Source organism: Aureimonas sp. SK2 (assembly GCF_029813115.1).
In the GTDB taxonomy this organism is placed as follows: domain Bacteria; phylum Pseudomonadota; class Alphaproteobacteria; order Rhizobiales; family Rhizobiaceae; genus Aureimonas.
The window spans coordinates 111,116-133,318 of record NZ_JAPZDS010000004.1 but is presented as its reverse complement, the minus strand read 5'-3'; the positions used below and the strand labels follow the sequence as shown (position 1 = coordinate 133,318).

The following is a 22,203-nucleotide window of genomic DNA, read 5'->3' as shown; positions in this document are numbered from 1 at the left end:
AGGACGAGAAGGAACAGGGTACCGACAGTGTAGGCGACCCAGCGGCGCATGAGCTTCTCCATGGATTTGGTCCGGGTGCCCGTTCTGAAGTTTTCCGTAGCGCGCCGGTCTGAAGAGCGTTCCCCCGCGCGTCGATGGGGGGAACGCCGACGCAGTCCGACCTTGTCCGAGGGCCTTAGGGCTGACCGACCGCGCCCGCGGCCGGGGCCGCCCATTCGGGAAGCGCGCCGACCGTGACGCCGAACAGGGTCACCATCAGTCCGTAGGCCAGGGTCGAGATCACCGCCACGGCCGCCACGTTCAGCCAGAAGCCCTGGCGCGCCATCTGCGGGATCGTGACGAACCCCGAGCCGAACACGATCGCGTTCGGCGGCGTGGCCACGGGCAGCATGAAGGCCATGGAAGCCGCCAGCGCCGCCGGAACGGTCAGAAGCAGGGGGTTCTCCCCGAGGTTCACGGCAAGAGCCGCCAGAAGCGGGATGAAGGCGGCAGCGGTCGCCGTGTTCGAAGTGAACTCGGTCAGGACGAGGACGGTCAGGGCGACGACGACCACGATGCCGATCAGCGGCAGGGGGCTCGCGGCCACGCCGATTAGCGAGCCGATCCAGTCGTCGACGCCGGTGCGCGTCACGGCGGCCGCGAGGCTGAGGCCTCCGCCGAAGAGGATCAGAACATCCCAAGGCAGCCGCTTGGCCGTGTCCCAGTCCACCAGCGCGCCGCCCTTGGCCTCGCCCGAGGGGATCAGGAAGAGGGCCAGCGCTGCGGCAATGGCGATCGAGGTGTCGTTCAGGCCGGGCACGTAGTCGTCGAGAAGGGTGCGGAACATCCATGCCGACGCGGTGACGACGAAGACCAGGGCGACGCGGACCTCGGCTTGCGACCACGGGCCCAGAGCATGCAGTTCCTTCTGGAACAGGGCGCGGGCATCCGCGATCTCCCCGCGCTCGAGGCGAAGCGTGATGCGCGTGAGGAGAATCCAAGCCGCAAGCAGCATCACGGCGGCCACGGGAACGCCGATGATCATCCAGCGTGCGAAGCCGAGGTCGTAGCCGTAGCTCTGGTTGAGGGCCCCGGCGAGCAGCGCGTTGGGCGGGGTCCCGATCAGCGTCGCGACGCCGCCGATGGACGCGGCGTAGGCAATGGCCAGCATCAACGACAGGGAGAAACGCGCGGATCCCTCTCCGCCCTTCATCAGCCCGGCGACGGAAACGGCGACGGGCAGCATCATCACTGCCGTCGCGGTGTTCGAAACCCACATGGAGATGAAGGCTGTGGCGACCATGAAGCCGCCGACGATGCGGTCCTGCTGCGAGCCGGTGCGCGCCACGATGTTGAGCGCGACACGGCGATGCAGGTTGCAACGCTCCATGGCCAGCGCAAGCACGAAGCCGCCCATGAAAAGGAAGATGATGGGATCGCCGTAAGGCGAGGTCGCCTGCGTCGTGCTGATGGCTCCGAGGATGGGGAGAAGCGCGATGGGCGCGAGAGCCGTCGCGGGGACGGGAATGGCTTCGGTCATCCACCAGACGATCATGAGGGCGGCGACCGCGACGACGCTCCAGCCCTCGGGCGACAGCCCCCCCGGTGCCGGCAGCAACAGAAGCCCGAGGAAGATCGCGCCTCCGATGGCAATGGGGATCGGTTTCAGCGGAAACCGCCCTGTGGATGCTTCCGAACCTGCCATGTATTCCTCCCTTCATATGTCTTCGTTGACGTTGAATGCCGTGGACCGCGGCTCTTCCGACGCTGGGTTGCGGGTCGGCGGCTCCAGTGCATCGGAGCGCGGCCGAACTCGCCCGGAAAGCCTCCCGTCGATTTTCCGCCGCCGCCGACAGTCCGAGCGCCTTCCTCCCCGATGCGGCCCCAGAATGCCCCCATAGGCCGCTCGAGCACGCCGTCGAGCGCGTCACCGCCTTTCGGTGCGCCGATGTCGGCGCCCGAGAGATAGGCGGCATGACCGAGGGGGTGGCCGGCGACCGGAAGCGTCAGGACAGGAACGGGTCGGCGGCCAGCCCCATGAGCGTCACGTCCAGCCGTTGGAACTGGAGAACGACGCCGCGAAACTCCCGCCGCCCGGTCGTGCTGGCGGTGAGGGCTGCGACCGCGACCGCGATGACCCGTCAGCATGCCGATCGCGAAGATGCGGTCGGCGCAAGGAGGCCTACGAGTCGTACGGATGACTGGTTCGTCACAGCGACGCCCCACGTTTGACCGGCAGCGCGTGGTGCATGGATCGCTCGATGCGGAGCCCGAAGTGCGACAGCGTTCGTTTCGCGGGCATGCTGATCGAGGGCCAATCGCACAGTCGATGACGGAGCGGCTGCCGCAGCGATGCGTGGACGCCTCGCCCGCATTCTGCCGCTCTGCGCTGCCGCGGACAGCCGGTCGATCGCCCATTCAGCGGCTTGAATGCGGAAAACCACGATCCGCACGGCAGGCTCCCCGGAATCCGACGCCATGCCGAATATCCGTCGAGAGTCGGGCTGGGGAAACCCGTCCCGTTTGCCGTCCGTCCGATGCCGATCGGTGTGTTCCGAAGCCGACCAAAGCGTTCAGGCCGCCCGGTCCCTGGTCGCCGATTGGTCCCAACGCCGCGGCGTCTCAACGGTCCTCGGCGTCTTGTTGGCCTGCTTTCGGTGGCGAATGTTCACCCAGACGATGAAAACCAAAAAGACGGCAACAACGCCGATGACGGACAGGTCGGCAACCGACATTCACAGGTCTCCATCGCTGGCGGCCCGACCAGCGTTCAAAACCCTGCCGGCTCGTCATGAGCCCGCACCCAGCCCGGTTATTGGGCGGAACAGGCGGATCAGCAAGCCGTCGTGGGTCACGTGTCCGAGAGTGGATCGCATTGGCCGGAAATCGGGGCGCAAGCTCGGAAATGGCATCCGGCAGGTCGCACTGCGCCGCTCGCGTGATAAGGAGAGCCGAGCAACAGCAGAAGGGAGCCGCATGCTCCGACCCCTCTACGACTGGACGATGCGCCTGTCAGCCAGGCCGAAGGCGGCCTACGCGCTGGGTGCCGTGTCGTTCGCCGAGAGCTCCTTCTTCCCGATCCCGCCCGATGCCCTGCTGATCCCGATGGTGATCGCAGACCGGCGCAGGGCCTGGTCTCTCGCCCTTGTCTGCACCGTGACGTCCGTTCTCGGCGCCGTCCTCGGATATGTCATCGGGGCCTTCCTCTTCGAGGAGATCGCCGAGCCGCTCCTCGCCTTCTACGGTTACGGAGACAAGTTCGCGGAGTTCGCCCGGACCTACAACGAGTGGGGCGCCTGGATCGTCCTTATGGCCGGCCTGACGCCGTTCCCGTTCAAGGTGGTGACGGTGGCAAGCGGCGCCACAGGCCTTGACCTCGTGGTCTTCATCCTGTCGAGCATCGTGGCGCGAGGGATTCGCTTCTACGCCGTGGCCGCCTTGCTTCATCGCTTTGGGCCGCCCGTGCGAGCCTTCATCGAGAAGCGTCTTGGCGTCGTGTTTACGCTCGGCGTCGTCGCCTTGGTCGGCGGCTTCCTCGTGCTCCGACTGGTGATGTGACCGGGGCGCCGCTTCGTCTCATCCCGCTCCCTGAGATCGACACCGACCGCAAGGAGGACGTTCTCCGATGAATGCTCTCGACCAGACGCTGTTTTCCGCGATCAACGCCGGATCGCTCGACTGGGGCGCGACAGCCTGGGTTGCCTATGCCGCCGCCCGCTACATCGTCCTGCTCATTCCCCTGCACGTCGCCATCCTCTGGATTGCCGGAACACATGATGTTCGGCGCCAGGCCTTGGCGCTGGTCGCTGCGCTCGTCATCGCCATCGGCATCAGCTTCCTGATCGGCGCGGTCGTCCCGAGCCAGCGCCCGTTCCTGATCCCGATCGGCAATCAGTTGATCGAGCACCGGGCGAGCCCGTCCTTTCCAAGCAACCATGGGCTCGTGATGTTTACCTATGCCGCCGTGATGCTATCGCTGCGACATTGGCGCCATGCCGCATGCATTGGCTGCGCGAGTGTCTTCGTCGCCTGGTCCCGTGTCTACCTCGGCATCCACTTCCCGCTCGACATGGTGGGGGCTTTGGTTGTCGCGGTCGTTGCCGCATGGGGAGCGAGAGCATTCGATCGGCGGTTCGGCTTGGAAGTCACGCGAAGGGTCGAAGCCATGTTCGACCGAACTGTCGTTCGTCCCGCCAACTGGATGATCCGGAAGCAGGGCTGACGTCTCGGTCTGGGCCGGCACGGTTTGCCGGCCTGTATGCCGCTGGCACGGGGTATATCCATCCGTGGACGGCTTCCCTGTCGCCAGGGTGAAACTGATGCTTTGGCGTGTTGGTCGGGTGCAGCATTCTGTCCGGCCTGTCGATGTCACGGGTTGCGTGCGCTGCTCGACCGGAAGGTTGCGCGTCCGGTGCAGCGAAAGGGCAGCCTGCTGGTCAGCGGACTTCACAGCCACGAAGCGCATGGTGGGACGCGTCACCGCCTCGCAGATCGGGAGCCATCCACCGCATCTGCATTCCGCTGAGTGGCAGCCGAACGGGACGTACGAGCTATGTCTCGCGGCGCTCGAATAGAGGCGTCACCAGCATGTGCGGAACGGTGAGCGCGGCAAGGCCGATGAAGATCGCGTTCAGCGCAGGGGCCCGGCCGCCGAAGAAAAGAACCCCGAGCGAGGCAAACAGGATGGCGGCGCCGAGCAGCGTCGGCGCGCAGGCCAAAAGATACGCGCGAATGGTCGGGAGGTGGAGTGTCGCCATACGTTCGCGTGTTTGTCCGCGGCTGTGGACGAGCGCGAAAACCAACGCGAAGCCGACCAGCGGCGAGAAGATTAGGAGGGCGCTTGCGATCAGCGCCAGTTCCAGCGCTGGTTCACGGTCCCCGTTCCGTAGGCGCAGAACGCTGGCGAGCACGACCAGTGTCAGCATGGGCGTTGCCAAGAACAGGGAGACTTCTGCAAGCGCCTGGCCATTGGCGGGCGTCGAGAGTGCCGCAAAGAGTTGCGCCAGAGCTTCGGCGTGAAATAGGGCGGGAAGCGTGATGGGCATGAGACCGCGCGCTACGCGCTCGGCCAGACGCAGCCCGTCCGGCACGTCGTCGATCGCGAAGTGTAGGGCGGACAAAGCAAGGAATGCCGCGAGCGCTGCGCCGGGGGCCGCATACCAGAGCAGAAGCGTGGCACCGACGGTGCCGAGATAGAGCGCGAGGAAGCCGACAAGGCGGCTCGCATCCTCTCGCATCCTGTGGCCCGCCATGGCCGCCAAGTAATCGCTGGCACCATGCGGAAGTCCAAGACCGAGGATCAGGATCGCTGCGAAGGCGAGCGGCATGGGACCGCCGATTAGATCGGCCGCCAGTCCCAGGACGGCGAAACCGCACGCCCACACGAAGCGGCCGGAGGGCCGCCTCGCCGATGCGATGCGCCCGAATGGATGCGTCGCGGAGGTCATGTGGGCGAGCGTCATCGTGGATCTTAACCCCGGCGTCAGGCGAGGCGACGCTCTTCGCGCTTCGAGAGTTCGGGCTCGGCCTTCTTCAGGCGCTCGCCGGCGGTGAAGCCGTAGACGACCTTGGCGATGATATCGAGGATCAGGATGGCCCAGACGCTGGCGGTGCCGGAGATGGTGCCTAGGCCTTCGGGTCCGATGGCGAACACCAGCGGGTAGATCAGCCAGACCACGGAAAGCTGCGTGGCGTTCTTGCGGTAGACCTCGCCGAGCGCGCCGCCGTAACTAGACGAGCGCTCGCGCAGCGGTCCCCAGAGCATGAAGTAGACGCCCGCGAAGGCCGCGCAGGACCACAGGAACCAGACGAGGCGTGTCGAGCCGTCGAGACTCATCGCCGACAGGAGGCCCGTCAGGATCATCAGGGCATCGAGGCCGACGATGGCGACCACGTAGCCGCCCTGACGGGGGTGTTCGTGAAGCGCGAGCGCGACGAGGCTGGAGAGCAGGAGCGGCGTCGTGAAGATCCAGTCGCCGTAGCGTGGAACGTAGAGCGTGACGCCATCGCCGCGGTCCATGACGAAGGTGCCGAGATACATGGCGAGGTAGGCGGTGGCCGCGATGAAGGGGACCAACGAGTGGATCTGCGTGTGATGCCGGATCGCACTGGCCTTGGGGCCGGTGACGTAGATGCCGACAGAGGCGATCGACATCACGACGAAGCCGATCAAAAAGGGGGTGCTTTCCATAAGATGCCGAGCTCACGAGATTGTAATCGCACCCAGATGTGCCCGGCTAACGGCTCAACAAGTGGAGAGCGCACGATTTAATGTTGTGCTCTAATCGTAGCTGGCAAAAGACAAGATCATTTCATCCGACGTGGCCTGTGGCTCGCAGTTCCTCGGCAATAAGCAAACGAAGGTTGTCGCCGATAACCACAAATGCCCAACGGTTCTCGTCCGCTCACATGGAACATTAAATTTGCGGTTGAGCCATTGTCCCACTTTGCTGGGAGGGCAAGTTAGCCGTCCACATTGAGCGGTGGGACGGAACCATTGAACAAGATTGTTGTCATCACGGGTGCCGGCGCTGGCGTGGGGCGGGCGACCGCCGACGAGTTCGCGCGAGCGGGCTACGACGTCGTCCTCCTGTCCCGGGACGCCGAGCGGTTGGAGCGCGCGGCGGACTATGCGCGGCGACAAGGCGTTCGCGCCCTCCCGATCCCCACCGACGTCGCGGATGCCGCCGCGGTCGAAGCCGCTGCCGAACGGGCGGAAGCGGAACTCGGGCCGATCGACGTCTGGGTCAACGTCGCCATGGCAACCGTATTTTCTCCGGTCGCCAAGCTGACGCCCGAAGAAGTCGAACGCGGAACCCGCGTAACATACCTCGGTCAGGTCCATGGCATGATGTCGGCTCTCAAGCGCATGCGAACCCGCGACCGCGGCGTTATCGTGAACGTCGGATCCGCCCTGGCCTATCGCTCCGTTCCCCTCCAGTCGGTCTACTGCGGTGCCAAGGCGGCCATCCGCGGATTCACGGACTCGCTGCGATCCGAGATCATCCACGACAAGCTGAACGTGCGGATCACCATGGTGGATCTGCCCGCGGTCAACACGCCGCAGTTCGACTGGGCCCTCAACAAGATGGGTCGCCGGGCCCAACCCGTCCCTCCGATCTTCGAGCCCGAGGTCCCGGCTCGGGCCATCCGCTTCGCCGCCGAGCACGACCGGCGCAATGTCTGGGTCGGTTATCCTACCGTGCAGGCTATCCTCGCCAACCGGATCGCGCCGGGGCTTCTTGACCGATACCTCGCCCGGAGCGGCTATTCCGGCCAACTCACGCAGGAGCCGAAGCCGGACAATGCCCCGAGCAACCTTTTCGAGCCCGTGAAAGGCGACTACGGTTCGCACGGCCGCTTCGACAGCCGCTCCAAGCCGCGCAGCATCCAGATGTTCACGGACCGTCATCGCACGGCGTTCTGGGGTCTGGCGGGACTTCTCGCCCTCTTGGGACTGCATCGCCTCGCGCGTCGCTTCGACGTCTGACGGCCGAAGTCGTTGACCGTCCCGCTCGAAGACTACGCGATGATCGGCGACGGCGAGACCGTCGCCCTCGTCTCCAGGCATGGATCCGTCGACTGGCTCTGCCTGCCGCGGTTCGACTCGCCAGCCTGCTGCGCCGCATTGCTTGGTGACGAGCGGCATGGGTACTGGAGCTTGGCCCCGAGCGTCGAGGTGCTGGAGAGCCGGCAGGCCTACCGCCCCGATACGATGGTTCTCGACACGGAGTTCCAGTGCGAGGGCGGCACTCTTGTCGTCACGGACTTCATGCCCGTACGGGACGGGCGGCCGCTTCTGATCCGGATCGCTCGAGCTACGAAGGGAAGCGTCGAACTCATCTCTCGCGCCGCCTTCCGGTTCGACTACGGCAACATGCCGCCTTGGATCGTGCCGGAGGGCGAGGGGCTCGCCATGCATGTTGGTCCCGACAAACTGGCTCTCCACGCGGACGTCCCTCTTAAGTTGGAGGGGGACGTCGTCGTATCTCGCCTTGCGCTGGCGGAAGGCGAAAGCCGTGCCTTCGTTCTCGCCTATGGGCGATCCAACGAGATCGTCGGTGACGGGATCGACGCCGAAGCCGCGCTCCGCGACGCGGAGAACGAGGGGCGCGAGTGGATCGCCCGGCTCGAGGATGACGGCCTCGCCTACCCGCAAGCCGTGCGGCGCTCGCTGCTGACGCTGAAGACCCTGATCCATCGCCCGACCGGGGGCCTCGTCGCAGCGCCCACCACCTCGCTCCCGGAGCAGCCCGGCGGCACCATGAACTGGGACTACCGCTACTGCTGGCTGCGCGACGCCGCCTTCACGCTGGACGCTTTCGTCGAATGCGGGTTCGTCGAGGAGGCGCGCGACTGGCGCGACTGGATCCTGCGCGCGGTCGCGGGAGCCCCTGAGAAGATGCAGATCATGTACCGCGTCGACGGGTCCCGTCGGCTCGACGAGGCGGAGCTTCCGTGGCTCCCGGGCTACCGCTTCGCCAAGCCGGTGCGCGTCGGCAATGCGGCCGCGGGCCAGCTCCAGCTCGACGTCTGGGGCGAGCTCATGTCCGCGCTCCACATCGCCGAGCGAGCCGGCATGGAGCGCACGACCCAAGGCCGGCATCTGGAGCATGCCGTGGTGGACCACGTCGCCAGGGTCTGGACGCAGCCCGACCAGGGTCTGTGGGAAAGCCGCGGCGAGCCGCGCCATTACGTCTACTCCAAGGCCATGGCCTGGGTCGTCCTGGATCGCTTCCTGGATGGTCGGGGCGCGCAGGAGCTGGCGATGGAGCGTCGCGCCGAACTTCATGCGCTGCGCGACCACATGCACGCGACGATCTGTGCGGAAGGCTTCGACACGGGCCTGAACACCTTCACGTCCTTCTACGGCGGGTCGGAGGTGGACGCCTCGCTTCTTCTCCTTCCCAAGATCGGCTTCCTGCCGATGAGCGACGCACGCATGGCGGGGACGCTCCATGCCATCGAGGCGCAACTCGTCGAGGGCGGTTTTGTCCGGCGCCACCGTATGGAGGCCCTCGTTCCGGAAGGCGCGTTCCTCGCCTGCTCGTTCTGGCTGGCCGAGTGCCTTCTGGGCGTCGGGCGCCGCGCGGACGCCGTGCGGACGATCGAGGCGGTGATCGGCATCGCCGGACGCACCGGTCTCCTGTCGGAGGAGTACGACACGAGGTCCCGCCGGCTCACCGGCAACCATCCGCAAGCTCTCAGCCATCTGGCCTTGATCCAGGCCGTTCTCGCGCTGAAGCGGTTCGACGACGGGGAGCGGGGCAACGATGCCGACCTCTAGACAAGGGGCCGCCCGATCCATCCGACATGGCGCGGCACGCCTCGCCGCCGTCATGCCGCTCGCGCTTCTGACAGGCTGCGGCTCGGGCATCAGCTTCCTCGATCCTCACGGACCCGTCGCGGCCGCGCAGCGGGACCTGTTCTTCGAAGTCATCGGCTGGATGATGATCGTGGTGGTGCCCGCCATCACGCTCGTGCCGTTCATCGCATGGCGCTTCCGGCGCACGGCGAGGAATTCTGCCTACCGCCCGACCTGGCAGTTCTCCTGGCCGCTGGAGATTCTCGTCTGGGGGGTGCCGATCGTTCTCGTCTGCATCCTGGCGACGCTGATCGCCGGCAAAGCGCGCTCGCTCGATCCTTATGCCGCGATCCCGTCCGACAAGCCGCCGCTGGAGGTCGAGGTCATCGGTCTCGATTACAAATGGCTGTTCGTCTATCCCGAACAGAACGTGGCGAGCGTCGGCGTCCTGGCGCTGCCCGTCGATCGCCCAGTGCGCTTCCGGCTGACAAGCGACACGGTCATGCAGTCCTTCATGATCCCGGCGCTCGGCAGCCAGATCTACGCGATGGCCGGCATGGTGACGGAGCTGAACCTCCTGGCCGACCGGCCGGGCGTGCTCCTCGGTCAGAACACCCAGTTCAACGGCTTCGGCTTTCAGAACCAGAAGTTCGACGCCCTCGCCATGCCGGAGGCGGACTTCGACCGCTGGATCGCGAGCGCGAAGGGCGTGGGCCGTCCGCTCGACGAAGGCGCCTACGCGATCGTCTCCCAGAAGGGCAAGCTCGCGGACCTGCGATCGCGGTTCGACTTCGACCCGGCGAAGGGCCTGATCTTCTCCAGCGTCGATCCCAATCTCTTCACGGCCGTCGTCGCCAGATACCGGCCGGATGCCGCCCATCGGCACGAACGTGACGAAGCCGAGAACCATCCGAGCGGGGGACATGTCCATGCCGACCACTGAAGGCTGGTGGCCGCTCGTCTTCGGGCGGCTGTCCTACGACGCCTTGCCCTTTTACAGCGGCATCGCGACGGCCGCGGCCTCGCTCGTCGTGGTGGGAGCCATCGCGGTCGTGGTCCTTCTGACCTGGCTTGGGCGCTGGGGCTGGCTCTGGCGCGAGTGGTTGACCAGTCTCGACCACAAGAAGATCGGCATCATGTACGTCGTGATCGCCCTGGTGATGCTTTCCCGGGCCGTCGTCGAGGGCTCGATGATGCGAGCGCAACAGGCGATCGCCTTGGACAATCCAGGCTACCTTCCGCCCGAACACTTCGCCCAGCTCTTCTCGACCCACGGCTCGATCATGATCTTCTTCATGGCGATGCCGTTCCTGACGGGGATCATCAACTTCGCCCTGCCGCTCCAGCTCGGCGCGCGCGATGTCTCGTTTCCGCTCCTGAACTCGATCTCGCTCTGGCTGACCGCGGGCGGCGCCGGCCTGATGATGGTCTCGCTCGTCATCGGCAAATTCTCGACCAGCGGCTGGAGCGGCTATCCGCCGTACACGGATGCGACCTTCAATCCGGGCGTCGGGCCGGATTACTGGATCTTCGCCGTCACGCTCGGATCAGTGGCCTCGACGATGACCGGCATCAACGTCGCGGTGACGATCTACAAGAAGCGGTGCGGCGGCATGACGCCGTTCCGCATGCCCCTCTTCTGCTGGACGTCGCTGTGCACGTCCATCCTGATGATCTTCGCCATGCCGCCCCTCACGGTGGCCACCGGTCTTCTCGCTCTCGACCGCTACGTCGGCACCCACTTCTTCACGAACGACGGGGGCGGCAACATGATGAACTTCGCCAACCTGTTCTGGCTGTTCGGCCACCCGGAGGTCTATATCCTCATCCTGCCGGCCTTCGGCGTCTACTCGCAGGTGATCTCCAACTTCTCCTCCAAAATCCTCTACGGCTACGACGCGCTGATCATCGCGACGATGTGCATCGCGATCCTCTCCTTCACGGTGTGGGTGCATCACTTCTTCACGATGGGCCAAAGCGCGGATCTCAACGCGGTGTTCGGCATCGCCACGATGACCATCGGCATTCCGACGGGCGTGAAGATCTTCGACTGGATCCTGACCATGGCCTGGGGTCGGGTGCGATTCACCGTGCCGATGCTCTACGCGCTGGCCTTCATGGTTCTCTTCACCATAGGCGGGCTCACGGGCATCCTCCTCGCCAATCCGGCGATCGACTTTCAAGTCCACAACTCGGTCTTTCTGGTTGCCCACTTCCACAACATGCTGATCCCGGGCCTCCTCTACGGGATGATCGCGGCCTACACCTATTGGTTCCCGAAGGCCTTCGGCTTCCGGCTCGACGAATGGTGGGGGCGCGTGTCCTTCGGCTGCTGGGTGACCGGCTTCTGCCTCGCCTTCCTGCCGCTCTATCCGCTCGGACTGATGGGCATGCCGCGCCGCAGCCAAGAGTTCTTCGAGCCCGACTATCTGCCGTTCACGATCGTGGCCGGCGTCGGTGCCCTGTTCCTGCTGGCCGCGCTGGCCAGCCTCATCGTGCAGCTCGTCGTCTCCATCCGTCGCCGCGAGGACCTGGCCGTTCCCGGAGGGGATCCCTGGAACGGGCGGACGCTGGAATGGGGCATCCCGTGCCCGGCGCCGGAATACAACTTCGCGGTCCTGCCGATCGTCGACGCCCGCGACGCCTTCCACGCGGCCAAGGAGGACGGCACCGCCTATCCCGACCATCGCTTCTATTCGGACATCGAGATGCCGAAGAACTCGATGACGGGCGTCGTCTTCGGTATCGCGCTGGCCGCCGCCGCCTTCGGTCTCGTCTGGTACATCTGGTGGTTGGCCGTCGTCGGCGTCTTGGCGGCTGTGGGTGCGATCGTCGCAAGGTCGTTCGTTCTCGACACCATGCGTATCATTCCCGCCGACGAGGTCCGGCGACAGGACCAGGCGTGGCTGGCCCTCGTGCGCACGCTTCCGCGGTCCGACCGCGAGACCGAGACGACCCCTGAGAACCGCGGTCTGGCGAAGGCGGCTGCCGTATGAGTCTCCTGGCCCAACACCGCCATCCCGGCCTGAACCTCGGGCACACCGATCCGGAAACCCATCGCCAGGCGGAAGAGACGCTCTTCGGCTTCTGGGTCTTCCTGATGAGCGATCTCGTCCTGTTCGCTCTCCTATTCGCCACCTACGCCTTCATGCTCGGCGCGACCGACGGGGGGCCGGGACCGCGCGACGTGTTCGAGCTGTCCTCCGCCGCGCTGGAGACCGGCATCCTGCTCCTGTCGAGCCTCACCATGGGCATGGCCTCGATCGCCATGAAGTACGATGAGCCGCCCTCGCGGCTCTACGGATGGCTGGTTGTCACCCTCCTTCTCGGTCTCGTCTTCCTCGGACTGGAAGCGCGCGATTTCGCCAAGATGGTTTCGGAAGACGCGACGCCGCAGCGCAGCGGATGGCTGTCGAGCTTCTACGCGCTCGTCTCGACGCATGGCCTCCATGTGGCCGCCGGCTGCGTCTGGCTGATCCTGTCGATCGTCCAACTCGCGGTCTTCGGGCTGCGATCCGAGGTCAAGCTGCGGATCATGCGCCTGTCCCTGTTCTGGCACCTTCTCGACGTCGTCTGGATCTTCATCTTTTCCGTCGTCTACCTCGGAGGGCTGGCATGACCGACGGGGAACATGAGCGGGAGAAGCATCGCGAACTGCGGTCCTATGTCGTCGGGTTCGCCGCGGCGGTCGCGCTGACGTCCCTCGCGTTCCTGGTCGTTGCGGTCGGGATGACGTCGTCGACGGCCTACATCATCATCGGCGCCGCTGCGCTCGCGCAGGTCGTCGTTCACTTCCGCTTCTTCCTGCATATCGGACTTCAGCGCTCGACCCGCGACGACCTGCAACTGATCCTCTTCACGACCCTCATCATCGTGCTGATGGCGGGGGGTACGATCTGGATCCTCGGCAACCTCCATCAGCGGATGATGTAGCGGGCTCGGGGCAGCGACGAATACTGCGCGAGCGCTCTGCGACGAAACGGACGTCGACGGGCTCGCCCTGCGTTGGAATGCCTGCCTCCGAATGAGAAGCGTTCAGAGAGTGTCGAGGACGGTCGGAGCAGGCTGATGAAGCCCGAGCGTCCGCAGACGCAGCGTGGAACACCGAGCAGCATGGCCGTGTCGAGACGGAGAATCGCGACCGGGCGCTCCAGCTTGGCGTTCTCCTCTTCGGTCTGGCGCAGACGCCGCACCTCCGACGGCATGAGACCCGCCTACGTCTTGCGCAAGGTGTAGAACGTTGCCTCGCCGATCCCGGCCCTGCGGCAAACCTTGCCGACGCTCGTCCCGTCCGCGGCCTGCTTCGGCGCGAACGCTTGTCGAGCGCCTCAGAAAACTTGGACCTCTTCACTCCAAGCTCCTCTTCCTCGCCCTCCTTCATAACTGGAATTTCCAGCTCAAAAGAGTCCAAGAAACGCGCAACAGATCGTAGCGCACGTCATTTCAATGGGTTGCGTTGAGATGTGGCGGAGGGAGGGGGATTCGAACCCCCGATACGGTTTCCCGTATACACACTTTCCAGGCGTGCGCCTTCAACCACTCGGCCACCCCTCCTGACCGATCGTCGCTCGAAGCTCGGTGGCTCTCGGCGCTGATGGTGCGGTGGGCGGACTATCATCGGAACGCTGCGTCTGGCAAGCGGTTAAATGGGTTGGGCCTGCGAAAGCCGCGAGCGGGCGCCTCGGTGTCGGCCATTGCGCCGCTCGGGCGTCGGGACCATATCTGGCGAAGGGTTTCGCCGCGTTCGGCGGAGGGCGGCGCGTCCGGTTCGATCTGAGGGTGGGAGAGGCGAGGCGATGCGGCTGTTGGCCTGGGCGATGCGTGTTGTGGGATGCGTTCTTCTGGCGGCGGCGACGGCCCTGGCCGTGGGCGACATCGCACGCTCGCTGGCCTCGGGCGCGACGGTTCTGATGCCCCTGGAGGAGGCCGCGCGCACGGCGGGGCTCTCCCTGTTCGACACGGCCGCCGCCGGGGCCGCGCAGGCGAGCGGCGTGTTCGCCGCCGCGGGGCGGGGGGCGAGCCTGGCGGGCCAGATCGGCCGGCAGCCGGCCTCCATCGTGCTCGGGCTCGTCGGCGTCCTGTTCCTGTTCCTCGGCCGGCCGCCGCGCCGGCCCGCGCGAAACGCGAGGTGAAGTCCATGTCCTTTCTCGACCGACTGATGAAGAAGACGGTGCTGCCGACGCCGGAGGAGGCGCTCCCGGGGCGCCCAGGCGCCATCCCGACCGCCGAGACCCATTTCGTGAACGGCGCGCCGCTGAAAGGCCCGTTCCCGGCCGGCACGAAGACGGCGATCTTCGGGCTCGGCTGCTTTTGGGGCGCCGAGCGCAAGTTCTGGCAGGTGCCGGGCGTGATTTCGACCGCCGTCGGCTACGCCGCGGGCTCGACGCCCAATCCGACCTACGAGGAGGTCTGCTCGGGTCGCACGGGGCACAACGAGGTCGTGTTCGTCGCCTTCGATCCGGCCGTCGTGTCCTACGAGGCGCTGCTCAAGACCTTCTTCGAGGCGCACGACCCGACGCAGGGCATGCGCCAGGGCAACGACGTCGGCACGCAGTACCGCTCGGGCATCTACTGGACGGATGAGAGCCAGCGGGAGGCCGCCGAAGCCGCGCGCGACGCCTATCAGGGCGCGCTGCGGACGGCCGGCCATCGCGGCGAGATCACGACCGAAATCCTGCCGGCCCCCGAGTTCTACTATGCCGAGGACTACCACCAGCAGTATCTCGCCAAGAATCCGCGCGGCTATTGCGGGCTCGGCGGCACGGGCGTGAGCTGCCCGGTCGGCCTCGGCGCGGTGGCGGCCGAATAGGCTTTGCGAGAGAACGGGGGACGGCGCGTCGCCTCCCCATGATTTTAGATGCGCGCGTCGGCCGGGCATGCCAGTCTGCGGACGGCTTGCCCGGCCTTCTCGTGCCGGGTCCGGTCGAAGACCGGCGGCGGCCGTCCTCGCAACAGGGATAGACTTGAGACCCATGAAGCATCTTCTCGCCGGCCTGATGGCCGCCTGCTCGCTCGTCGCCGCCGGCCATGCGCTTGCCGCCGAGTTCAAGCCTGCCGTGATCTTCGATCTGGGCGGCAAGTTCGACAAGTCGTTCAACGAGGCCGCGTTCAACGGCGCCGAGCGTTTCAAGCAGGAAACCGGCGTCGAGTATCGCGAGTTCGAGATGCAGAACGAGACGCAGCGCGAGCAGGTCCTGCGCCGCTTCGCGCGCGACGGGCACTCGCCCATCATCGGCGTCGGCTTCGCCCAGCAGGCGGCGATGGAGAACGTCGCCAAGGAGTATCCCGACCTCCAGTTCGCCATTATCGACACGGTGGTGGACCGCCCGAACGTGCGCTCGATCCTCTTCAAGGAGGAGGAGGGCTCCTATCTCGTCGGCATGCTGGCCGCGCTGAAGTCTGAGACCGGCACGGTCGGATTCGTCGGCGGCATGGACATTCCGCTGATCCGCAACTTCGCCTGCGGCTACAAGGGCGGCGTGATGGCCGCCAAGAGCGACGCCAAGTATCTGGAGAACATGACCGGCACCACCGCCGCCGCCTGGAACGACCCGGTGCGCGGCGGCGAACTCGCCCGCTCGCAGATGGACCAGGGAGCCGACGTCGTGTTCCACGCGGCGGGTGCGACCGGCATCGGCGTGCTTCAGGCGGTGGCGGACGCCGGCAAGCTCGGCATCGGCGTCGATTCCAACCAGAATATGCTGCATCCCGGCAAGGTGCTGACCTCCATGGTCAAGCGCGTCGACAACGCCGTGTACCAGGCGTTCAAGGATGCGCAGGGCGGCCAGTGGACGGCGGGCACGCAGACGCTCGGCCTGAAGGAGGACGGCGTCGGCTATGCGATGGACGACAACAACAAGGACCTGATCACCCCCGAAATGACGGCGGCGGTCGAGAAGGCCAAGGCCGACATCATCGCCGGCACGATCCAGGTCCACAACTTCAACACGGACAACGCCTGCCCGTACTGAGGCGGTCGGACGATCGGTCGATGAAAGGCGGCGCCCCATCGGGCGCCGCTTCGCGTTTGGGGCCTGCCGATGCTATGCGCGTGGCCTGAAGCTTCAGGAGGCCGCTTTGCGCAAGATCATCTTCGACACCGATCCCGGTCAGGACGACGCGATCGCGATCCTCGCCGCCCTCGGCTCGCCCGAACTCGACGTGCTCGGCATCGTGGCCGTGGCCGGCAACGTGCCGCTGCATTTCGCCGCCGCCAACGCACGGCGCATCGCGGAATTGGCTGGGCGTCCCGACATTCCGGTCCATGCCGGCGCCGAGCGCCCCTTTCTGCGCCCGCTCGTCACCGCCGAGCATGTCCATGGGCAGACCGGGCTCGACGGACCGGACCTGCCGCCGCCCGCCAATCCATTGCGCGAGGGTCACGGCGTCGACTTCATCATCGACACGGTGCGCGCGCATCCGGAGAAGAGCGTCACCATTGCCGCTCTCGGGCCGCTGACCAACATCGCGCTTGCCCTTCTGAAGGCGCCGGACATCGCCGGGCGCCTCGAAGGCATTGTCCTCATGGGCGGGGCCTATTTCGAGGTCGGCAACGTGACGCCGACGGCCGAGTTCAACATCTATGTCGATCCGGAAGCGGCGGCCTCGGTCTTTGCCAGCGGCGTCGACATCACCGTCCTGCCGCTCGACGTGACGCACCAGATGCACTCGACGCCGGCGCGGGTCGAGGCGTTCCGGGCCTTGGGCAACAAGTCCGGCGCGGCGGTTGCAGCGATGCTGTCCTTTTCCGAGGTCTACGACCTCCAGAAGTTCGGCTGGGACGGCGCGCCGCTGCACGACCCTTGCGTCACCGCCTATCTGGTGAGGCCCGAAATTTTCGAGGGGCGGCGCGTCAACATCGAGGTAGAGACCGGCAGCCCGCTCACGCGCGGGATGACGGTGGTGGACTACTGGGGCGTCACCGACCGGCCGAAGAACGCCTTCTTCGTGCGCTCGGGGGATGCAGGCGCCTTCTACGCGCTGCTGACCGAACGGGTCGCCCGGCTTCCCTGATTCCTTCGGATCAATAGTGCGGCGGCTTGGTCGCTTCCGGCCGGGGCGCCGCGCTTTCCTCGAGATCGAGAAGGCGCTGGACCAGCGCCTTCAACGTCTTTTCCAGACGCTCGACACGCTGGCCCTGCGCCGCCATCTCGGCCGACATCTCCTCCACCGTCCGGTTCTGGTGGGCGAGGGCGATCTCCAGCTCGGTGATCCGAGCCTCGTCGCTCATGGCTGCAACGCCTTCAGCGCGTCGCGCAGGATGTCCGGCACCGGCGCGGGCCGGCGGGTCGCCTTGTCGATGTGGATGTGGACGAACAGGCCCTCGGCGGCCGCGAGATCCTCGTCGTTGCGGAAGATGCCGATCTCGTAGCGGATGGACGACGTGCCGACATGGCCTACCCGAAGGCCGACGGCCACGCGATCGGGATAGCCGACCTCCGAGAGGTAGCGGCAGCCCGTCTCGGCGACGAAGAACATCGAACCCTCAGCCGACAGGCCGGTGCCGAAGAGCCAGCTCGTCACCGCCGTGTCGAAGAAGGCGTAGTAGGCCGCGTTGTTCATATGGCCGTACATGTCGTTGTCGGACCAGCGGGTGGTCACGGGCACGAAGGCGCGGTAGTCGGCGCGGCTCTGGCGCTTCGGGCGGGGCGTGTCTGACATCGGATTTCCAAAGCTCGCTGGTCTGCGGCCCACATGGGCCGAGCGCCGGCTGTGGATCAAGGCCCCGTGCGGCCTATTTGCGCGGTCAGGCCCGTCTGGCGCTTCGGCGCGCACGTCGATAATCTGACGGACACGTAAGACGGGCGACGGGATCGGCATGGCCTCTGCGATCGAGCTGATCGGCATCTCCAAAAGTTTCGGCGCGGTGCGCGCCAACCGCGACATCAATCTCGTGGTGGAAAAGGGCACGATCCACGGCATCGTCGGCGAGAACGGGGCCGGCAAGTCGACGCTGATGTCGATCCTCTACGGCTTCTATCAGGCCGACGAAGGCGAGATCCGCGTCGCCGGCAAGCCGATTGCGATCCCTGATTCCAACGCGGCGATCGCCGCCGGCATCGGCATGGTCCACCAGCACTTCATGCTGGTGGAGCCGTTCACGGTTCTGGAAAACATCATGCTCGGCGCCGAGCAGTCGGGCCTCCTGTCGCCCGGCATCCGCCGCGCGCGGGCCGAACTCCTGCGCCTCGAAAGGGAACACGGGCTGGCGATCGATCCGGACGCGGTGGTCGAGACGCTGCCGGTCGGCCTCCAGCAGCGGGTCGAGATCCTAAAGGCGCTCTATCGCGGCGCCGAGATCCTGATCCTCGACGAGCCGACGGGCGTTCTCACTCCCGCGGAGGCCGATCAGCTCTTCGCCGTCCTCCGCCAGCTCCGGTCCGAGGGCAAGACGATCGTCCTCATCACCCACAAGCTGCGCGAGATCCTGGACGTGACCGACAACGTCTCGGTCATGCGCCGGGGCGAGATCGTCGCGACGCGCCCGACGCGCGAGACCAGCGCGGGCGAGCTCGCCGAGCTGATGGTCGGCCGACGCGTCCTCCTGCGGGTGGACAAGAAGCCGGCCGCGCCGGGTGCCCCGCTGCTGGAGGTCGAGGGTCTGTCGGTGCGCGATTCGCGCGGCGTCGCCATGGTGGACGACGTCACGTTCAGCGTGCGGGCCGGCGAGATCGTCGGCATCGCGGGCGTCGCCGGCAACGGTCAGTCGGAGCTTCTGGAGGCGCTCTCAGGGATCCGCCGTGCCGAGCGCGGCACGATGCGCCTCCAAGGCGAGACGCTGGACCCGACGGAGGCGCTCGATCCGGCCGAGATGCGCGCACGAGGCCTCGCCCACGTGCCGGAGGACCGGCACCATGTCGGTCTCGTCCTGCCCTTCCAGGAGTGCGAAAACGCGATCCTCGGCTATCACCGCGATCCCGCCTTCGGCTCCGGCCCGTTCCTGAACGTCAAGGCGATGCGCGATGACGCCAAGGCGAAGATCGAGGCCTACGACATCCGCCCGCCCTCCTGCGAACTGAAAACCGCCAACTTCTCCGGCGGCAACCAGCAGAAGATCGTGCTGGCGCGCGAGATGGAGCGCGATCCCGCGGTGCTCCTGATCGGCCAGCCGACGCGCGGCGTCGATGTCGGCGCCATCGAGTTCATCCACCGGCGCGTGGTCGAAATGCGCGACGCGGGCAAGGCGGTGCTCCTGGTCTCGGTCGAGCTCGACGAGATCCGCTCGCTCGCCGACCGCATCCTCGTGATGTTCGCCGGCCGCATCGTCGGCGAGGTCGGGCCGGAAGCGGACGAGGGCGAGATCGGCCTCCTGATGGCGGGCGAGACGCGCCGCGAGGCCGCCGAATGAAGGATGCGCGCATTCCGCTCGTCACGCTCGGCGTGGCCGACCTCCTGCGCGCCGCGCGTTTCTACGAGGCGCTCGGCTGGACGCGTACCGACCAGGGCAACGACAAGGTCGTCTTCCTGCAAGGGGAGGGGGTCGTCCTTTCGCTCTTCGGAGCAAGCGACCTCGCCGGGGATGCCGGACTGACGCACGAGCCCCTGCCGCGCTTTCGCGGCATCACGCTCGCGATCAACCTGCCGTCCGAGGCGGAGACCGACCGGCTGTTCGCGCAAGCCGTCGCGGCGGGCGCCGAGCCGGTCAAGCCGCCGCACAAGGTGTTCTGGGGCGGCTATTCCGGCTATTTCGCCGATCCCGACGGTCATCTGTGGGAACTCGCCCACAACCCCTTCTTCCCGCTCGATGCGGCCGGCCGCATCGATCTGACCCCGCCTTCCGAGGAGCCGGCATGAGCCGACCCTATGCCAAGCTGCCCGCCTGGATCGACCACGGCGTCATTCCGCTTCTCAACGTCGTTGTCGCCTTCCTGGTGGCCGGGCTAGTGGTGCTGGCCGTCGGCGAGAGCCCGATCGAAGCGGCGCAACTCATGCTGCGCGGCGCCTTCGGCTACGGCGAGGGCGTCGGCTTCACTCTGTTCTATGCCACCAACTTCATCCTGACGGGCCTCGCCGTCGCGGTCGCCTTCCACGGCGGCCTGTTCAACATCGGCGGCGAGGGGCAGGCCTATGTCGGCGGGCTCGGGGTCGCCTTCGTGGCGCTCAATCTCGGCTCGATCCTGCCCTGGTGGATCAACCTGCCGCTGGCCGTGGTCGCGGCCTTCGCCGTGGGCGCAGCCTGGGCCTTCCTGCCGGGCTATCTCCAGGCCAAGCGCGGCAGCCACGTCGTCATCACCACCATCATGTTCAACTTCATCGCCTCGGCGCTGATGGTCTATCTCCTGGTCAACGTCCTGCGTCCGCTCGGGACCATGCAGCCCGAGACGCGCCAGTTCGACGTCGGCGGCCAACTGCCCAAGCTCGGACCCTTGTTCGAGGCCTTCGGCGCCAATCTCGGCGGTGCGCCGCTCAACGTCACCTTCTTCGTGGCCCTTCTGGCGGCCGTCGCGGTCTGGGTGCTGATCTGGCGCACGCGCCTCGGCTACGAGATCCGCACCCTCGGCTTCTCGCCGTCCGCCGCGCGCTATGCCGGCATGAAGGAGACGCGGCTCGTCGTCACCATCATGCTGATCTCCGGTGGTCTCGCGGGCCTCATGGCGCTGAATTCGGTGATGGGCGACCAGTACCGGTTGCAGCTCAACTTCCCGGCCGGCGCGGGGTTCGTCGGCATCGCCGTCGCGCTGATGGGCCGGGGCCATCCGGCCGGCATCATTCCCGCCGCGCTACTGTTCGGCGTGCTCTACCAGGGCGGCGCCGAACTCGCCTTCGACATGCCGACCATCTCGCGCGACATGATCGTCATCATTCAGGGGCTCGTGATCCTCTTCGCGGGCGCGCTCGAAAACATGCTGCGGCCGGGCGTCGGCGTGATGTACGGCTTCCTTCGCCTGCGCGAGACCGGGCCGAAGCCGGCCGGCGGGGAGGCACGCTGATGGATCTCGCCGGTCTCCTCAATCTCCTCGATTCCACCATCCGCCTATCGACGCCGCTGATCTTCGCGGCGCTCGCGGGCCTCTACTCCGAGCGGTCCGGCGTCTTCGACATCGGGCTGGAGGGCAAGATGCTGGCCGGCGCCTTCGCCTCGGCCGCGGCCGCGGCCGTCTCGGGCTCCGCGATCCTCGGCCTCCTGACCGGCGTCTCTGTCGCCGTCCTCTTCGCCCTCGTCCACGGCCTCGCCTCCATCACCTATCGCGGCAACCAGATCGTCTCGGGCGTCGCGCTCAACTTCATCGCCTCGGGCCTCACGATCATCCTCGGCAGCGCCTGGTTCATGCAGGGCGGCGTCACCCCGCCGCTCGGGGCCGACCAGCGCTTCCTCGGGATCGAGCTGCCGGGCGCGGAGGCGCTGCGCGACGTGCCGGTGGTCGGCTTCGTCTATTCCGGCCTCCTGTCCGGCCAGAACGCCCTGGTCTGGCTGGCCTTCCTGGCCGTGCCATTCACCTGGTGGGTGCTCTACCGCACCCGCTTCGGCCTTCGCCTGCGGGCCGTCGGCGAGAATCCCGGCGCCGTGGACACAGCTGGCATTTCCGTCGCCTGGCTGCGATACCGCGCGGTGATTATCTGCGGCGTGCTGACGGGGCTCGCGGGCACCTATCTCGCCATGGCCCAGTCGGCAGGCTTCACGCGCGAGATGACGGCGGGGCGCGGCTATATCGCGCTCGCCGCCCTGATCTTCGCCAACTGGAAGCCGGTGCCGACGCTTCTCGCCTGCCTCCTGTTCGGCTTCCTCGACGCCGCCTCGATCCGCCTCCAGACGACGCCGCTGCCCGGCATCGGGCAGATCCCGCCACAGTTCGTCCAGGCGCTGCCCTATATCCTGACGGTGATCCTCTTGGCCGGCTTCGTCGGCAAGTCGCGTCCGCCGAAGGCCGGCGGCGTCCCTTACGTGAAAGAGCGCTGACAGCGCCCATCCTCGAACGCCC

The 22,203-nt window shown here is 66.6% G+C and carries 22 protein-coding genes, 1 tRNA gene and 1 pseudogene; 16 read left to right on the top strand and 8 right to left on the bottom strand.

Features of this window, described 5'->3' with window-relative positions; all coding sequences use genetic code 11:
• Positions 1-175 precede the first annotated feature (175 nt).
• Positions 176-1,684, bottom strand: coding sequence for a DASS family sodium-coupled anion symporter (locus O5O54_RS06935; RefSeq protein WP_279480094.1), 1,509 nt, complete (start codon positions 1,682-1,684; stop codon positions 176-178).
• Positions 1,685-2,552: 868 nt separating this feature from the next.
• The gene (locus tag O5O54_RS06930; RefSeq protein WP_279480092.1) at positions 2,553-2,714 is read right to left on the bottom strand and encodes a hypothetical protein; all 162 of its coding nucleotides are present in this window, start codon (positions 2,712-2,714) and stop codon (positions 2,553-2,555) included.
• 241 nt (positions 2,715-2,955) lie between these two features.
• Here O5O54_RS06930 and O5O54_RS06925 point away from each other — a divergent pair, with 241 nt between their 5' ends.
• Together O5O54_RS06925 and O5O54_RS06920 are read left to right on the top strand one after the other, a co-directional pair.
• The gene (locus tag O5O54_RS06925; protein WP_279480090.1) at positions 2,956-3,537 is read left to right on the top strand and encodes a DedA family protein; all 582 of its coding nucleotides are present in this window, start codon (positions 2,956-2,958) and stop codon (positions 3,535-3,537) included.
• A gap of 67 nt (positions 3,538-3,604) precedes the next feature.
• On the top strand, positions 3,605-4,201 hold the full coding sequence (locus O5O54_RS06920; RefSeq protein WP_279480088.1) for a phosphatase PAP2 family protein: 597 nt from the start codon (positions 3,605-3,607) through the stop codon (positions 4,199-4,201).
• 153 nt (positions 4,202-4,354) lie between these two features.
• Here O5O54_RS06920 and O5O54_RS06915 read toward each other — a convergent pair.
• The 3 genes and pseudogenes from O5O54_RS06915 to O5O54_RS06905 all read right to left on the bottom strand — a co-directional run.
• Positions 4,355-4,471, bottom strand: a pseudogene (locus tag O5O54_RS06915) (IS110 family transposase); the annotation flags it as partial.
• Between the two features lie 58 nt (positions 4,472-4,529).
• Complete coding sequence (locus O5O54_RS06910) at positions 4,530-5,441, bottom strand: Brp/Blh family beta-carotene 15,15'-dioxygenase (RefSeq protein ID WP_279480086.1); 912 nt, start codon at positions 5,439-5,441, stop codon at positions 4,530-4,532.
• A gap of 20 nt (positions 5,442-5,461) precedes the next feature.
• On the bottom strand, positions 5,462-6,169 hold the full coding sequence (locus tag O5O54_RS06905) for a bacteriorhodopsin (protein WP_279480083.1): 708 nt from the start codon (positions 6,167-6,169) through the stop codon (positions 5,462-5,464).
• 306 nt (positions 6,170-6,475) lie between these two features.
• Between O5O54_RS06905 and O5O54_RS06900 the strand changes: the two genes are divergently transcribed.
• The 6 genes from O5O54_RS06900 to cyoD are packed head-to-tail and all read left to right on the top strand — an operon-like array spanning position 6,476 to position 13,216.
• Positions 6,476-7,468, top strand: a complete 993-nt coding sequence (locus tag O5O54_RS06900; RefSeq protein WP_279480081.1) for an SDR family oxidoreductase — start codon at positions 6,476-6,478, stop codon at positions 7,466-7,468.
• A gap of 12 nt (positions 7,469-7,480) precedes the next feature.
• The gene (locus O5O54_RS06895; RefSeq protein ID WP_279480080.1) at positions 7,481-9,265 is read left to right on the top strand and encodes a glycoside hydrolase family 15 protein; all 1,785 of its coding nucleotides are present in this window, start codon (positions 7,481-7,483) and stop codon (positions 9,263-9,265) included.
• Positions 9,252-10,226 carry a cytochrome ubiquinol oxidase subunit II gene (locus tag O5O54_RS06890; RefSeq protein ID WP_279480079.1) on the top strand — a complete coding sequence of 325 codons (975 nt, stop codon included), beginning with the start codon at positions 9,252-9,254 and terminating at the stop codon, positions 10,224-10,226. Before O5O54_RS06895 ends, O5O54_RS06890 begins: the two co-directional genes overlap by 14 nt.
• Positions 10,207-12,279: a cbb3-type cytochrome c oxidase subunit I gene (locus O5O54_RS06885; protein WP_279480075.1), complete on the top strand. Its 2,073-nt coding sequence runs from the start codon at positions 10,207-10,209 to the stop codon at positions 12,277-12,279. Before O5O54_RS06890 ends, O5O54_RS06885 begins: the two co-directional genes overlap by 20 nt.
• Positions 12,276-12,902, top strand: coding sequence for a cytochrome c oxidase subunit 3 (locus O5O54_RS06880; protein ID WP_279480073.1), 627 nt, complete (start codon positions 12,276-12,278; stop codon positions 12,900-12,902). The genes O5O54_RS06885 and O5O54_RS06880 overlap by 4 nt, the downstream gene beginning before the upstream one ends.
• The gene (gene cyoD, locus O5O54_RS06875) at positions 12,899-13,216 is read left to right on the top strand and encodes a cytochrome o ubiquinol oxidase subunit IV (protein ID WP_279480072.1); all 318 of its coding nucleotides are present in this window, start codon (positions 12,899-12,901) and stop codon (positions 13,214-13,216) included. The genes O5O54_RS06880 and cyoD overlap by 4 nt, the downstream gene beginning before the upstream one ends.
• 531 nt (positions 13,217-13,747) lie before the next feature.
• Here cyoD and O5O54_RS06870 read toward each other — a convergent pair.
• Positions 13,748-13,837 (bottom strand) — tRNA-Ser (locus O5O54_RS06870).
• Between the two features lie 242 nt (positions 13,838-14,079).
• On the opposite strand from O5O54_RS06870, the gene O5O54_RS06865 reads away from it, so the two are divergent.
• The 4 genes from O5O54_RS06865 (at position 14,080) to O5O54_RS06850 (ending at position 17,296) form a co-directional block, all read left to right on the top strand.
• Positions 14,080-14,415, top strand: a complete 336-nt coding sequence (locus tag O5O54_RS06865) for a hypothetical protein (protein ID WP_279480070.1) — start codon at positions 14,080-14,082, stop codon at positions 14,413-14,415.
• 5 nt (positions 14,416-14,420) lie between these two features.
• Entirely contained in the window at positions 14,421-15,092 is a 672-nt protein-coding gene (gene msrA, locus O5O54_RS06860; RefSeq protein WP_279480068.1) for a peptide-methionine (S)-S-oxide reductase MsrA, read from the top strand.
• A 163-nt stretch (positions 15,093-15,255) separates the two neighbouring features.
• Positions 15,256-16,254, top strand: coding sequence for a BMP family ABC transporter substrate-binding protein (locus O5O54_RS06855; RefSeq protein WP_279480067.1), 999 nt, complete (start codon positions 15,256-15,258; stop codon positions 16,252-16,254).
• A 106-nt stretch (positions 16,255-16,360) separates the two neighbouring features.
• A complete protein-coding gene (locus O5O54_RS06850) occupies positions 16,361-17,296 on the top strand; it encodes a nucleoside hydrolase (RefSeq protein WP_279480066.1) in 936 nt (311 codons plus the stop codon).
• Between the two features lie 10 nt (positions 17,297-17,306).
• On the opposite strand, the gene O5O54_RS06845 is transcribed toward O5O54_RS06850, so the two are convergent.
• Complete coding sequence (locus O5O54_RS06845; protein WP_279480064.1) at positions 17,307-17,513, bottom strand: SlyX family protein; 207 nt, start codon at positions 17,511-17,513, stop codon at positions 17,307-17,309.
• Positions 17,510-17,944 carry a thioesterase family protein gene (locus O5O54_RS06840; protein ID WP_279480061.1) on the bottom strand — a complete coding sequence of 145 codons (435 nt, stop codon included), beginning with the start codon at positions 17,942-17,944 and terminating at the stop codon, positions 17,510-17,512. The genes O5O54_RS06845 and O5O54_RS06840 overlap by 4 nt, the downstream gene beginning before the upstream one ends.
• 157 nt (positions 17,945-18,101) lie before the next feature.
• Between O5O54_RS06840 and O5O54_RS06835 the strand changes: the two genes are divergently transcribed.
• From O5O54_RS06835 to O5O54_RS06820, 4 genes are read left to right on the top strand one after another with little or no spacing between them, the layout of a single operon-like run.
• A complete protein-coding gene (locus O5O54_RS06835; RefSeq protein ID WP_279480060.1) occupies positions 18,102-19,631 on the top strand; it encodes an ABC transporter ATP-binding protein in 1,530 nt (509 codons plus the stop codon).
• A complete protein-coding gene (locus tag O5O54_RS06830) occupies positions 19,628-20,077 on the top strand; it encodes a VOC family protein (RefSeq protein ID WP_279480058.1) in 450 nt (149 codons plus the stop codon). Before O5O54_RS06835 ends, O5O54_RS06830 begins: the two co-directional genes overlap by 4 nt.
• On the top strand, positions 20,074-21,213 hold the full coding sequence (locus O5O54_RS06825; protein WP_279480055.1) for an ABC transporter permease: 1,140 nt from the start codon (positions 20,074-20,076) through the stop codon (positions 21,211-21,213). Before O5O54_RS06830 ends, O5O54_RS06825 begins: the two co-directional genes overlap by 4 nt.
• Positions 21,213-22,181 (top strand): ABC transporter permease, encoded by a 969-nt coding sequence (locus O5O54_RS06820; RefSeq protein WP_279480053.1) that lies wholly within the window; start codon positions 21,213-21,215, stop codon positions 22,179-22,181. The genes O5O54_RS06825 and O5O54_RS06820 overlap by 1 nt, the downstream gene beginning before the upstream one ends.
• Positions 22,182-22,203: the final 22 nt, after the last annotated feature.